A 13,442-nucleotide genomic window follows, 5' to 3' on the forward strand; every position below is an offset into this window, starting at 1 on the left:
GCCCTCCCCTCCCCTGTTACCGTCGCGCGCACACGCGTTCGATGAAGGGGAGGGGAAGATCATGCCGACTCTGAGCAAGCGACTTCTGTACATCGGGGGAACGGTCTCGGCCGTGACCGCGGCCCTGGCACTCGGAGCCGCACCGGCCTCGGCCGGCGACGGCGCGGTGAAGACCAAGAAGACCACCGAGTACGCGCCGGCCGCCGGTTCGATGAACTTCACCGCCTACGGCGACATTTTCGCGGTCTGCGACAACGACTCCGACGCGGCCGGCGTCAGGGGCTACTGGAAGGTCGGCTCCGGTGGCGCCGTGCACTCCTTCTACAACGGCAACGGCCGCGGTACCTGCGTGGAGTCGGACCAGGACGTCTCCGAGACGGCTTACGTCTACATCGACGTCTGCATCCAGGACGACGGGGTCGTGCAGGATAGCACCTGTAGCGGCTGGGACTACTTCTACGCGGGCAACGACTGATCCGTACGCCATGTGACAAAAGACGGGCCCGCCCCCCGGGAGCCAGGGGGCGGGCCCTTCTTTTACCTCGCGGTGGCACCGCCATGCAGCACCACGAGGGGTCTTAGAGGCCGGGAAGGCCTAGCCGAAGCGGCCCGAGATGTAGTCCTCGGTCGCCTGACGCGACGGGTTGGAGAAGATCCGCTCCGTGTCGTCGATCTCGATCAGCTTGCCGGGCTGACCGACCGCCGCGAGGTTGAAGAACGCCGTACGGTCGGAGACACGCGCGGCCTGCTGCATGTTGTGCGTCACGATGACGATCGTGAAGCGCTCCTTCAGCTCACCGATCAGGTCCTCGATGGCGAGGGTGGAGATCGGGTCGAGGGCCGAGCAGGGCTCGTCCATGAGCAGCACCTTCGGCTCGACCGCGATCGCGCGGGCGATGCACAGGCGCTGCTGCTGACCACCGGACAGACCCGAGCCGGGCTTGTTCAGGCGGTCCTTGACCTCGTTCCAGAGGTTCGCGCCCTTGAGCGAGCGCTCGACGATGTCGTTCAGCTCGCTCTTCTTGTACTTGCCGTTCAGGCGCAGACCCGCCGCCACGTTGTCGAAGATCGACATCGTGGGGAAGGGGTTCGGGCGCTGGAAGACCATGCCGACCTCGCGGCGCACCGACACCGGGTCGATGGCCGGGCCGTAGAGGTCCTCGTCGTCCAGGAGCACCTTGCCCTCGACGCGGCCACCCGTGGTGACCTCGTGCATACGGTTCAGGGTGCGCAGGAACGTCGACTTGCCGCAGCCCGAGGGGCCGATGAAGGCCGTCACCGAGCGGGGCTCGACCGTCATCGAGATGTCTTCGATCGCCTTGTGGGAGCCGTAGTAGGCGGTGAGTCCGCTTACGTCGATTCGCTTGGCCATGACTACTTCACTTCCAGAATCTTCAGTCGCCGAGGGCCGCGTCAGCGACCGGTCTTCGGGGCCTTCCAGCGGGCGATGCCGCGGGCCACCAGGTTCAGGATCATCACGAAGGCGATCAGCGTCAGCGACGCCGCCCAGGCCCTGTCGTACGCCGCCGTCGAACCAGCGCTCTGCGAGTACTGCTGGTAGATGTACAGCGGCAGCGAGGCCTGCGCACCCTCGAAGGGGTTGGCGTTGATGAACGGGTTGCCGAACACCAGCAGCAGGACCGGTGCGGTCTCGCCCGCGATACGGGCGATCGACAGCATGATGCCGGTCGTGATGCCGCCGATGGAGGTCGGCAGGACCACCTTCAGGATCGTGCGCCACTTCGGGATGCCGAGCGCCAGGGACGCCTCGCGCAGCTCGTTCGGGACGAGCTTGAGCATCTCCTCGGTGGAGCGTACGACCACCGGCATCATCAGGATCGCCAGCGCGAGCGAGCCGGCGAAGCCGAAGGGCTGCATGTCGAACATCAGCATGAGGCTGAGGATGAACAGACCCGCGACGATCGACGGGATGCCCGTCATGACGTCCACGAAGAAGGTGACGGCCTTGGCGAGGCTGCCGCGCCCGTACTCGACGAGGTAGATCGCGGTGAGCACACCGATCGGCGCACCGATGGCGGTGGCGAGCGCGACCTGCTCCAGGCTGCCCAGGATGGCGTGGTAGATGCCACCGCCGGGCTCGGAGTCGGCGACCACACCCATGGAGTGGGTCAGGAAGTAGAAGTCGAGGACCTTCACACCGCGCTGCACGGTCACCCAGATCAGGGAGACCAGCGGAATCACGGCGAGCACGAAGGCGACCCAGACCAGCGAGGTCGCGATGCGGTCCTTGGCCTGGCGGCGTCCCTCGACGCGCGCGGCGATGCCGTACGTGCCGGCGAGGAACAGCAGGGCGGCGATCAGGCCCCACTGGATGTGGCTCTGGAGGTCGGCGGCGAGGCCGATCCCGGCCGCGACGGCGAGGGAGCCCGCGGCGATGGCCCACGGCGACCAGTTCGGGAGGGTGGCTCCGCGAAGGGTGCTGGGCCGCTTGGCGGCGACGGCTGCGTGGCTCATGCGTTGGCCCCCGAGTACTCCTTGCGGCGGGCGATGATCATGCGGGCCGCGCCGTTGACCAGCAGGGTGATGACGAACAGGACCAGACCGGAGGCGATGAGCGCGTCCCGGCCGAACTCCGTCGCCTCGTTGAACTTGCTGGCGATGTTCTGGGCGAACGTTCCGCCGCCCGGGTTGAGCAGGCTGGCCTGGATGTCGAAGCTCGGGGAGAGCACGGTGGCGACGGCCATCGTCTCGCCGAGCGCGCGGCCGAGGCCGAGCATCGAGGCGGAGATGACACCGGAGCGGCCGAACGGCAGCACGGACATGCGGATGACCTCCCAGCGCGTGGCGCCGAGAGCAAGGGCCGCTTCCTCGTGCATCTGCGGGACCTGGCGGAAGACCTCACGGCTCACGTTGGTGATGATCGGAAGGATCATGATCGCGAGCAGGATGCCGACGGTGAGCATCGCACGGGGCGCGCCCTCGTCCCAGGAGAAGATCCCGGTCCAGCCGAGGTAGTCGTTGAGCCAGCCGTACAGGCCGTTCATGTGCGGTACGAGGATCAGGGCGCCCCACAGGCCGTACACGATGGACGGCACGGCGGCGAGCAGGTCGACCACGTACGCGATGGCGCCGCCGAGCTTGCGGGGCGCGTAGTGCGTGATGAACAGCGCGATGGCGACGGCGATCGGGACCGCGATGGCCATGGCGATGATCGAGGAGACGACGGTGCCGAAGGCCAGCACCGCGACACCGAAGACCGGCGGCTGAAGGCCGGTGTTCCACTCGAAGGTGGTGAGGAAGTTGCCCTCGTCCTTGCTGATCGCGAGAGACGCGCGGTAGGTGAGGAAGACCGCGATCGCGGCCATGATCACCAGCAGCAGGATGCCCGATCCCCGGGAGAGACCGAGGAAGATCTGGTCGCCACGGCGGGTGGCGCCGGCGCCACGCTTGCGAGTACCCCCGGAGCGCTGGGGCGTCGGGGGTGGGACGTGAGTGTTCTGTGTCGATATATCCATCTGGTTCTCCGGTCTGCGGAGCCGCTCGGATCGGAGCGGCTCGGCGGAGCCGACCTCGCGGTACGGCTCATGGCGGCGGTGCACCGGACGGTGCGGCCCGGCCCCGGGTCGGTTACCGGGGCCGGACCTCACCTGTGGATCAGCTCAGGCCCGCGATGGTGGTGCGAACCTTGGCGATGATGTCGGCGGGGACGGGGGCGTAGTCGATGCCCGAGAGGATGCCCTGGCCCTCCTCGCTGGCGATGTAGGTGAGGAACGCCTTCGTGGCGGCCAGGGTCTCGGCCTTGTTGCCCTTGTCGCAGGCGATCTCGTAGGTGACCAGGGTGATCGGGTAGGCGCCGTCGGCCTTGGTCGTGTAGTTCATCTTGAGCGCCAGGTCGCTGCCGGTACCGACGACCTTGGCGTCCGCGATGGCCTTGGTGGCACCGTCGGAGGAGGCCTTCACCGGGGCGGAGGCGCCGGTCTTGATGGCGACCGTGCCCAGACCGTCCTTGGCGTACGACAGCTCCATGTAGCCGATGGCGCCGTTGGTCTGCTTGACGCCCGCGGCGACACCGGAGGAGCCGGCCGCCGACTGGCCGCCCTTGGCCTGCCAGGCCTTGCCGCCGGAGTAGTTCCAGTTGGCCGGCGCGGTGGCGATCAGGTACTTGGTGAAGTTGTCCGTGGTGCCGGACTCGTCCGAGCGGTGGAACGCCTGGATCTTCAGGTCGGGCAGGGTGACGCCCGGGTTCAGCGCCTTGATCGCGGCGTCGTTCCACTTGGCGATCTTGCCGTCGAAGATCTTGGCGAGGGTGGGGGCGTCCAGGATCAGGTTGTCCACACCGTCGAGCTTGTACGCGATGGCGATCGGGCCGCCGACCATCGGGAGGTCGATGCCCTGGCCGCCCTTGCAGACCGACTTGGAGGCGGTGACCTCTTCGGGCTTCAGCGCGGAGTCGGAACCGGCGAAGGCGACCTGGCCCTGGGTGAACGCGGTGACACCGGCGCCGGAGCCGGAGCCCTTGTAGTTGATCTGCACCGTCTTGCAGGCGGCGGTGAACTGCTTGACCCAGGCGTCGATCGCGTTCTTCTGCGCGGACGAGCCGTCCGCGAGCAGCTGCCCCTTGGCGTCGTCACACTTGACGCTGCCGGTGTTCGCGCTGGCCGACGAGGTGCCGCTGGCGTTGCTGCCCGTGTCGTCGGAGCCGCACGCCGTGAGGGCCAGGGCGCCGGAGACGGCGAGAGCGCCGAGAGCGAGAGCCCGCCGGTTCTTGCGCTGAAGCTTCACTGAGGAATTTCCTTCCTGGAGCCGCCGTCCTGTCCGGCGGCGTGCGGAGACTGACTCGATTCGGACGCATATAAGAAGTGCGCCCCGCATCGGGTAAGGCTGAAATTAGGCAGAACAGGTGACGCGACCTACGGCCACAGGTGAACGGCGGGTGAACCCCTGAAGGCGGTGCGGTTAGGTCACGGAACGCTCACGGGGAGAACACGTGGAGGTCCCGACGGCATACCCATCCAGCAAACCACCGGGAGTCCTACATCACCTGTCGGGCATCCCCGCCGGGCTCCGTGCCGACGTACTCTCGCCCTCCCGGGAACCCTCCGGCCGAAAGGCACGTCTGGTTCCACAGGATCGGGCAGGAGGCCACATGGAACGGCGTGCGTTCATCGGAGGCGGCGCGGCCGTCGCGGCGGCGGTCGTGACAGTCGGATGCAACAGCGGAAAGAGCGGCACCGGCGGCGCGGCGCGCAGCACCGGCCGGACGGCCACGGCGGACGCCTCCGCCTCCGCCACCACTTCTCTGCGCACCACCGCGAACACGGCCCCCGCGAACTGGACCGCGCTCGCCCATGACCTGGACGGCACGTTGATCCGCCCCGGCGACAACGGCTGGCAGTCGGCCCGTCAGCTCTACAACACCCGCTTCGACGACCTGAAGCCGGCGGCGGTCGCCTACGTCGCCCACGCGGACGACATCCGTACGACCCTCGCGTACGCCCGTGCCCACCACATCCAGGTGTCGATCCGCAACGGCGGCCACTCCTACGCGGGCTGGTCCTCGGGCAACGGCCGTCTGGTCCTCGACGTCTCCAAGCTCAACCGGGTCCGCAGCAGCGGCAACTCCGCGGTCGTCGGCGCCGGGGCCAAGCTGATCGACGTCTACCGTGCGCTCGCGGCGAAGGGCGTGACGATCCCCGCGGGCTCCTGCCCGACCGTGGGCGTCTCCGGTCTGGTGCTGGGCGGCGGCCACGGAGTGGCCTCCCGCGCGTACGGCCTGACCTGCGACAGCCTCACCCAGGCGACCCTGATCACGGCGGACGGCCGGGAGCTGACCGCCAACGCCACCGAGAACAAGGACCTCTTCTGGGCCCTGCGCGGCGCGGGCAACGGCAACTTCGGGGTCGTCACCGAACTGCGCTTCCGCACCCATGCCGCCCCGCAGGCCGTCACCGCGTATCTGACCTGGCCGTGGGCCAAGGCGGCCGCGGTGGTGAAGGCCTGGCAGGAGTGGGGCCCGTCCCAGCCGGACGAGATCTGGTCCTCCCTGCACCTGGAAAGCTCCGGCGGTACGCCCACGGTCTCCGTGGCGGCCTTCTCCCTCGGCACGTACGGCGAGCTCCAGAACGCCGTCGACCGCCTCGCCGACCGGGTCGGCGCCCCGGCCCGCAGCGTCTCGCTGCGCCGCCGCGGTTACGAGGAGGCGATGGAGATCTACGCCGGCTGCTCCTCCTTCTCCGCCGACGCCCAGTGCCATCTGCCGGGCTCGACCCCGGGTCGCTCCGCGCAGGGCGCGCTGGGCCGGGAGACGTACGCGGCGCGCTCGGACTTCTTCGACCGCTCCCTGTCCACGGCCGGCGTCCAGACCCTCCTCGCCCGGATCGCCGCCACGCGCGGCGGCGCGGGCAGCATCGCCCTGACCGCCCTCGGCGGCGCGGTCAACCGGGTCTCCCCCACGGCCACGGCCTTCGTGCACCGCCGCTCACGCATGCTGGCGCAGTACATAGTGTCCTGGCGGGCCGGGACTTCGGGCAGCACGGCCCAGTCCTGGCTGAACCAGGCCCATGACGCGATGAAGCCGTACGCCTCGGGCGCCGCCTACCAGAACTACACGGACCCGACCCTGACGAACTGGCGGCAGGCGTACTACGGCGCCGCGGCGACGCGCCTGGCCCAGGTGAAGAAGACCTACGACCCGAACCGTTTCTTCAGCTACCCGCAGGCGCTGTAGCCGACCCCGGGAGAGGAGCGCCCGGTGATCGGGCGCTCGGGCACCTCGGGCACTCGGGCGCTCGAACGCCAGGGCGCTCGGGTCCCCGGCTCAGGCCGCGAGGTCGCGTTCCGCCTCCGACGACGACGCACTGCGCGGCTCCGGGACCACCGCGTCCCGTTCGTCCCCGGCCGACCGGCGCCGGATCAGCACTCCGGCCCTCGGCGACCGATCCACGGCCTTCATCAGCGGCGTGAGCATCAGCATGGCCGGCGGCGACAGGAGCAGGGCCACGGCCGTGCCGAGCGCGAACCCGCCGACGACGTCGGTCGGATAGTGCACGCCCATGTAGACGCGGCAGAAGCCTTCCAGCATCGCCAGCGCGATCCCCAGGAGTCCGAACCTGCGGTTCGTGACGAACAGGCCGACACCGATCGCCATGGTGATGGTGGCGTGGTCGCTCACGAACGAGTAGTCGGTCTTGCCGGAGACGAGGACGTCGAGTCCCTGGTGGTCGAGGAAGGGCCGGGGCCGCTGCACGAACCCCCGGATCGGCACGTTCACCAGGACCGCGATGCCGGCCGCCAGCGGCGCCCACACCAGTCCCGCCACGGCGGAGGCGGCTTCGTCCCCGCCCCGCCGCCGCACGGTCGACCAGCACCAGAGCACCACCAGCACCATGGCGAGCAGCAGTCCGTACTCGCCGACGAACGCGACGCCGCGGTCGAACCAGTGCGGTGTGCTCCCGGCCAGACCGTTGATGTCGTAGAGCAGGTCGACGTCGGGGTTCGACCCGGATTCAGCGAGTCCAGCCATGGCGCTGCGGCCCCTTCGTCGTTCCCCACGGACGCACCGCTCGTGCGCCCGCTCCTGCCCACCCCCGTGGCCCGCAGATCCGCTTCCGCTCGCCGTACGCTCATCCACACATCCGACATGTGACGACCGCCGACCGTCGGCTGCCGTCCACCGCCCACCGGACTACGTCAACAGGAACGCACGGCCCTGGTGAATACGTTCCACACTCCACCGAATGATCACGCAGACGTTATCGAAGAGAGACACGTCCTCGCAGCTCAGGGGGTGGGTTCACACTCGGTTCACACCCTGGTGGGCAGCGCTTTCGCGCCATCCTCGGTGACCCGGGTGGCCCCGAAATACTCGGAGTTGTCGATCGGGTCGAACCGGATCACGGCGCCCGTCCGGGGCGCGTCGATCATGTACCCGCCGCCCACGTAGATGCCCACGTGGTGGATGGCCCGCGAGTCGCTGAGGTCGTGGGAGAAGAACACCAGGTCCCCGGGCAGCAGTTCGTTCCGCTCGGGGTGCGGCCCGGCGTTGTACTGGTCGTTGGCCACCCGCGGCAACGTGATCCCCACACTGGCGTACGAGGCCTTGGTCAGCCCCGAGCAGTCGAAGCGTCCGCCCTGGTCGGCGGTGCCGTTGCCGCCCCAGAGATAGGGCGTGCCGAGCTTCTTCTGCGCGTAGTAGATCGCCCCGGCGGCCTGCCTCGACGGATCGACCCGGGTGACGGGCGCGGCGAAGGACTCCTCCAGGGTCGTGATCGTCTTCACGTAGTTGCGGGTCTCCGAGTACGGCGGCACGCCCCCGTACTTGATGACCGCGTACGCCCCCGCGTTGTAGGCGGCGAGCATGTTGTCCGTGACGTTCCCCGGCACGTCCTTCACATAGGAGGCGAGCTGGCAGTCGTACGAAGCGGCTGACGGAATCGCGTCGTTCGGGTCCCAGACGTCACGGTCCCCGTCCCCGTCCCCGTCGATGCCGTGGGTGGCCCAGGTGCCGGGGATGAACTGCGCTATCCCCTGCGCGGCCGCCTGGCTCTTCGCGTTCGGGTTGAACCCGCTCTCCTGGTACAACTGGGCCGCCAGCAGGGCCGGGTTGAGGGCGGGGCAGAGATTGCCCCATTTCTGAACGAGTGTCTGATACGCCGCGGGTACGGCGCCCTTGGCCAGCGCCCTGGTCCCGCCGCCCGCCTGGTCGGCGATGTTCCCGGCGACGACGTACACGCCGACGACCAGCAGCATCACGAAGGCGAGCCCGGCACCGGCGACCGCGGTCACCACGACCCACGTCCTACGCACCGTCAACCGCCCCTCGCCGACCGGGAGTCCGCCGCGGTCAGTCTAGGGGCGGCCCCCGCGACGCGGGGTGATCATGGGAAAGGTCGACGCGTATGTGCGCGTCGATGGCCGTTTGCCGCTGGTCGGACATCCGGGACGGGCGCTGTCGGGCGTCCGGACCGGGCCCGCGCGAGGGGGATGGCATGCCGGGCGCCGTCAGGAGGTACCGACCGCCGTCAGGAGGTGCCGGGCGCCGTCAGGAGGTGCCGGGCGCCGTCAGGAGGTACCGGCCGCGTCCCGGTAGAGCTCCGCGGCCTCGTCGGTGAACACCACGCTGTAGGAGATGTCGTCGGTGTCCCCGCCCTGCTCGTGCCCGCCGAGCACGCCGACGAGCTGCCCCTCGCCGTTCACCCAGGGACTGCCGCTGGTGCCGCCGCTGAAGGCGGGGCAGTCGACGCGCTGCTGGGTGGGGCTGTGCGCGATGGGCTTGTTGGTGCAGCTGACCGGCACCTCGCGGGAGTCGGGGTAGCCGGTGACGGTCACCGCGGTCGCCCCGGTGGCCAGCCCGGCGGCGAACCGGTTCGCGCCGACCACGTCCTCGACGGCCTTGCCGCCCTGCGGCTCGACGACGGCGAAGGCGAGGTCGCTGTCCTCGTCCTTGCCCGAGGCCCATCCGTCGGGCAGGAACCGCCGGCGGACCGTCCACACCCCGTGCGCGGCCGTGCCGTCCCGGTACCCCGGCACGAAGAGGAGCGTGTCGCCCTGGCCGTCGAGGCAGTGCGCCGCGGTGGCGATGAGGTCGTGGTGCGGACTGTGCACGACGGAGGCGGTGCAGAAGTGGCTGCCGGTGAGACGGGTGGCGCTGCCGGCGGGGAACAGCGCTCCCACCCGGTCGGCGGGCGCCGTCTGCGTGGCCACGGCGGTCATCCCGAGGGGCCCGGTGCCGTCGTCCGCGGTGGAGGCGGAGGCCGAGGCGGACGCGGCGGCCAGCAGCACCAGCGCACCGAAGAGGACGCGCTTGCGGGGGTGCAGCGCGCGCGGTGTGCGGCGAGGGCGTGGAGTGCGCTTCATCGGGGCCCACCTGTCCTGTGCAGACGAGGGGAAACCTCTCCGTCCTTCCGGCTCCGGCTCGGCATTCCATCCACCGTACTGGGTGTCCCCTCGAACCGCCTGCGCTGCCCGCGGCACTCGGCCCCCAGCCGTTTCACTCCCCGGGACGCACCGGCCCCCCACAGCACCGGTGTTCCGGGTTTCGGGACCGCCCCGACGAGTGACGCGAGTCACTCGGCCGTACGGGCCCCGCCCGCCGCCGCTCCCCCGCGCAGGCGCAGCATTGCCTCCACGAAGTCGTCCAGGCCGTCCGAGGAACCCACCGTGCCCGAACTCGTCGCCACTCTGACCGCCCCCCTGCCCGCCGCCGAGGCGGACGCCCCGCAGCTGGTGCACCTGGGCGGGTGCCCGGCACTGCTCCAGCGCGGTGACGGGGAACTGGTGGTGCAGCTGCTGGACGACGCCTTCGGCGTCACGCGGACGCTCCGGTTCCCGGCGCCGTGGCCCCGGCGGTCCGGGTCGCACACGGTGGCACCCGACGCGGACCTGGCCGTCTTCACGGGCCGGGACGCCGTGCGCGCGGTGGACGCCGAGGGAAGCGTGCGCTGGGAGGTGCGGCACGGCGGCTGGCCGCACCCGGACCGCGGCTCCGCCGCCTTCTCCCCGGACGGGCGGCTGGTGTGGGCGCATGTGCGCGGCCCGCTGCTCGACGCGGGCGAGCCGGACCCGGACGCCGTGGACGAGTGGCTGGTACTCGACGCCGCGGACGGCCGCGTGCTCGCGCGGGCGGACGCGCAGGCCGCGGCGGCGGGCAGCGTGCACGTGCCGCATCCCGATCCCGCCCGGATGGGCCTGAGCATCGGGGAGGGACAGGACGGGGCACCGCTGAGGTGGGGCCACTTCGACGGCGAACGCCTGGCCGTCGCGTACTTCGAGGGACAGGACCTGGTCCTGCTGGACGTGAACCCGTCCGGCAGCCGCTTCCTGACCGTCGACCACGACCAGAACACGCTCGCCGTGCACGAGACCGCGAGCGGCGCCGTCGTGGCGCGGTGGGACGCCGGGACGTCCGCGCCCCGGCACCCGGACGCCGAGCCGGACAACGACGAGGCCGAGCCCTACTGGGACTGGGCGGGCGGCTTCGTCGACGACACCACCGTGCTGGCTTCCACCGTCGAGAGCGACGAGGAGTGGGGCGAGGGCAGGCACTGGCTGGTCGGGGCCGCACCCCAGGGCCCCGCGGAGCCCGAGCCGGTCGGCTACCCGCTGCCGGTGACCAGTCCGCCCGCCCCGCTCGGCGCCGGACGCTGGTACACGTACGGGACCGCGTACGACAGCCTGCACGTGTGGGCCGCCCGCGCCTGAGCGGGACTCTGTGCACGCCCTGTGCACCTGGTCAAGACCCCGCCATCGCCCGTCCATCCACCCGCCATCGAGCGGTAAGCGCCACCCCGCGTTCGTAAGGCGGAAGTCAGGATTCCAAGACCCGCCTTGTTGTCGCGTACTCAACAAGTCAGAGTCGTCGGCGGGCCGCCGCCCGCTGCCGGGGACCACGTACCGGTGGCATCACGACCACCCGCACCGCCCCTGTCAACCACTCCCAGGAGGCAGTCCGTTGCGTACGTCACCCCCCAGCACGCCCGCCATACGCGGCAGATGGCGCCGCATCGGCTCCGCGGCCCTCGGCACCGCGGCGCTCGTGCTCGCCGGACTCGGCACCGCGGCCCACGCCGGCGCCACCCCCATGGCCACCGCGAAAGTCGCCTCGTCCAAGGCGACTTGGGCCGCGACCCCCTGCGCCACGCCCCACAAGGCGGGCGAACTGGCCTGCAACTCCTTCCGGGTCACCGGCGGCCTCACCGCCTTCCAGAAGCACCAGGCCCAGGTCACCGGCGTCACACCGAAGTCCGCGGACGCCTCGACCCCCTCCGGCTACGGCCCGAGCAACCTCCAGTCCGCCTACGGACTGACCTCGGCCGCCGCCTCCAACGGCTCCGGCGAGACCATCGCGATCGTCGACGCCTACGACGACCCGAACGCCGCGGCCGACCTCGCGACCTACCGCTCGTACTACGGCCTGTCCGCCTGCACGGTCGCCAACGGCTGCTTCAAGAAGGTCAGCCAGACCGGCTCCACCACGTCGCTGCCCTCCGCCGACAGCGGCTGGGCCGAGGAGATCTCCCTGGACCTCGACATGGCCAGCGCGATCTGCCCCAAGTGCAACATCCTGCTGGTCGAGGCCAAGTCCGCCACCATGGCCAACCTCGGCACCGCGGTGAACGAGGCGGTCATCCTGGGCGCGAAGTACGTCTCCAACAGCTACGGCGGCTCGGAGTCCTCCTCCGACACCAGCTACGACTCCTCGTACTTCAACCACACCGGCGTCGCCATCACCGTCAGCGCCGGCGACGAGGGCTACGGCGCCGAGTACCCGGCGGCCTCCAAGTACGTCACCGCGGTCGGCGGCACCGCCCTGTCCACCTCCTCGACCACCCGCGGCTGGACCGAGACCGTCTGGAACACCAGCAGCTCCGAGGGCACCGGCTCCGGCTGCTCCTCCTACGACGCCAAGCCGACCTGGCAGACCGACACCGGCTGCACCAAGCGCACCATCGCCGACGTCGCGGCCGTGGCCGACCCGGCGACCGGCGTCTCCGTCTACGACTCCTACGGCATCACGGCCGGGTGGTACACCTTCGGCGGCACCAGCGCCTCGGCCCCGATCATCGCGGGCGTCTACGCCCTCGGCGGCACCCCGTCCAGCGGCTCGTACCCGGCGAAGTTCCCCTACAACTCGGCCGGCACCTCCGCTCTGAACGACGTCACCAGTGGCAGCAACGGCAGCTGCTCCTCCAGCTACCTGTGCACCGCCAAGTCCGGCTACGACGGCCCCACCGGCTGGGGCACTCCGGAAGGCGTAGCCGCCTTCACCGGCTGACGAACGGTCAGCACAGCGCGCCGCCTTGGGCCGTGGGGGCCAGGTGGCCAGGGGCGAACGGGCCGCGGCACCCAGCCGCGGCCCGTTCGCCGTTGCCGATAGCCTTCACCCCGGGAACACCGACACGAAAAAGGGACAACGACGGAACCACACCTCGGGTTCCGGTCTGACTTCATTGCCCGGCGTGACCTGCCGTGATACACAGAGTCACCAAACGATCCCCAGCCAGGCCTCCGTACGAAACCCGCCAACCAATGACGCCAAGTCGACATACGCAGGCGCCGTTGTCAGCGACAATGAGGGCTGACCTCTGCACACCGCAGGGGCCTCGGAACTACCCACCAGGGGCGGTGACTTACATGCTCTTTGCGGCCGACAAGGGAGACATCAACACCATCATCGGCGGGATCGCTCCGGACTGGGGCCCCTTCGGCAGCCTGGGCAACGAGGCCAAGGTGATGATCGAGGTGGTGATGGCGGTCGCCATCCTGCTCTGTCTCGGCATCGCGGTCTGGGGTGCCGCCAAGCAGCGTATCGGCGCGACCGCGCTGCGTGACACGTTCAGCGCGGAACAGGGCAAGGGCCTCATCATCGCGGGCCTCACCGGCGTCTTCATCATCGGCTCGCTCGGCACACTGTTCACCATCGTGTACGGCATGGCCGTCTAGCCCCGGCCCGCCCGGGCGCGCCCGGTTCCACTCCTCTCCCC

12 protein-coding genes are annotated in these 13,442 nt (G+C 70.2%); 5 read left to right on the forward strand and 7 right to left on the reverse strand.

Annotated elements, in window-relative coordinates:
- Positions 1-61 precede the first annotated feature (61 nt).
- Entirely contained in the window at positions 62-475 is a 414-nt protein-coding gene (locus tag FNH09_RS37940; protein ID WP_152894422.1) for a hypothetical protein, read from the forward strand.
- 120 nt (positions 476-595) lie between these two features.
- Here the strand turns inward: FNH09_RS37940 and pstB are convergent, their stop codons facing one another.
- The 4 genes from pstB to pstS form a co-directional block, all read right to left on the reverse strand.
- Positions 596-1,372, reverse strand: a complete 777-nt coding sequence (gene pstB / locus FNH09_RS37945) for a phosphate ABC transporter ATP-binding protein PstB (RefSeq protein ID WP_152894423.1) — start codon at positions 1,370-1,372, stop codon at positions 596-598.
- A 41-nt stretch (positions 1,373-1,413) separates the two neighbouring features.
- A complete protein-coding gene (pstA, locus tag FNH09_RS37950) occupies positions 1,414-2,475 on the reverse strand; it encodes a phosphate ABC transporter permease PstA (RefSeq protein ID WP_152894424.1) in 1,062 nt (353 codons plus the stop codon).
- Positions 2,472-3,476 (reverse strand): phosphate ABC transporter permease subunit PstC, encoded by a 1,005-nt coding sequence (pstC, locus tag FNH09_RS37955; RefSeq protein WP_152894425.1) that lies wholly within the window; start codon positions 3,474-3,476, stop codon positions 2,472-2,474. The genes pstA and pstC overlap by 4 nt, the downstream gene beginning before the upstream one ends.
- A 139-nt stretch (positions 3,477-3,615) precedes the next feature.
- Positions 3,616-4,743: a phosphate ABC transporter substrate-binding protein PstS gene (pstS, locus tag FNH09_RS37960; RefSeq protein WP_162469709.1), complete on the reverse strand. Its 1,128-nt coding sequence runs from the start codon at positions 4,741-4,743 to the stop codon at positions 3,616-3,618.
- 364 nt (positions 4,744-5,107) lie between these two features.
- Here pstS and FNH09_RS37965 point away from each other — a divergent pair, with 364 nt between their 5' ends.
- A complete protein-coding gene (locus FNH09_RS37965; RefSeq protein ID WP_152894427.1) occupies positions 5,108-6,688 on the forward strand; it encodes an FAD-binding oxidoreductase in 1,581 nt (526 codons plus the stop codon).
- Positions 6,689-6,778: 90 nt separating this feature from the next.
- Here FNH09_RS37965 and FNH09_RS37970 read toward each other — a convergent pair whose 3' ends face one another.
- From FNH09_RS37970 to FNH09_RS37980, 3 genes are all read right to left on the reverse strand, one after another.
- Complete coding sequence (locus FNH09_RS37970) at positions 6,779-7,483, reverse strand: phosphatase PAP2 family protein (RefSeq protein WP_152894428.1); 705 nt, start codon at positions 7,481-7,483, stop codon at positions 6,779-6,781.
- A 281-nt stretch (positions 7,484-7,764) separates the two neighbouring features.
- Positions 7,765-8,772 (reverse strand): C40 family peptidase, encoded by a 1,008-nt coding sequence (locus FNH09_RS37975; protein ID WP_152894429.1) that lies wholly within the window; start codon positions 8,770-8,772, stop codon positions 7,765-7,767.
- 249 nt (positions 8,773-9,021) lie between these two features.
- Positions 9,022-9,816, reverse strand: a complete 795-nt coding sequence (locus FNH09_RS37980) for a trypsin-like serine peptidase (protein WP_152894430.1) — start codon at positions 9,814-9,816, stop codon at positions 9,022-9,024.
- 303 nt (positions 9,817-10,119) lie between these two features.
- Here FNH09_RS37980 and FNH09_RS37985 point away from each other — a divergent pair, with 303 nt between their 5' ends.
- From FNH09_RS37985 to FNH09_RS37995, 3 genes are all read left to right on the forward strand, one after another.
- A complete protein-coding gene (locus tag FNH09_RS37985; RefSeq protein WP_162469711.1) occupies positions 10,120-11,160 on the forward strand; it encodes a hypothetical protein in 1,041 nt (346 codons plus the stop codon).
- A gap of 250 nt (positions 11,161-11,410) precedes the next feature.
- Entirely contained in the window at positions 11,411-12,733 is a 1,323-nt protein-coding gene (locus FNH09_RS37990; RefSeq protein WP_152894431.1) for a S53 family peptidase, read from the forward strand.
- A 359-nt stretch (positions 12,734-13,092) separates the two neighbouring features.
- Entirely contained in the window at positions 13,093-13,401 is a 309-nt protein-coding gene (locus FNH09_RS37995) for a hypothetical protein (protein ID WP_014673544.1), read from the forward strand.
- Positions 13,402-13,442: the final 41 nt, after the last annotated feature.

The organism is Streptomyces adustus, from assembly GCF_009377175.1.
GTDB classification, from domain to species: Bacteria; Actinomycetota; Actinomycetes; order Streptomycetales; family Streptomycetaceae; genus Streptomyces; species Streptomyces adustus.

Coding starts and splice junctions, on each gene's coding strand:
- FNH09_RS37940 (WP_152894422.1), top strand. CDS start 62: ATGCCGACTCTGAGCAAGCGACTTCTGTACATCGGGGGAACGGTCTCG.
- pstB (WP_152894423.1), bottom strand. CDS start 1,372: ATGGCCAAGCGAATCGACGTAAGCGGACTCACCGCCTACTACGGCTCC.
- pstA (WP_152894424.1), bottom strand. CDS start 2,475: ATGAGCCACGCAGCCGTCGCCGCCAAGCGGCCCAGCACCCTTCGCGGA.
- pstC (WP_152894425.1), bottom strand. CDS start 3,476: ATGGATATATCGACACAGAACACTCACGTCCCACCCCCGACGCCCCAG.
- FNH09_RS37965 (WP_152894427.1), top strand. CDS start 5,108: ATGGAACGGCGTGCGTTCATCGGAGGCGGCGCGGCCGTCGCGGCGGCG.
- FNH09_RS37970 (WP_152894428.1), bottom strand. CDS start 7,483: ATGGCTGGACTCGCTGAATCCGGGTCGAACCCCGACGTCGACCTGCTC.
- FNH09_RS37980 (WP_152894430.1), bottom strand. CDS start 9,816: ATGAAGCGCACTCCACGCCCTCGCCGCACACCGCGCGCGCTGCACCCC.
- FNH09_RS37995 (WP_014673544.1), top strand. CDS start 13,093: ATGCTCTTTGCGGCCGACAAGGGAGACATCAACACCATCATCGGCGGG.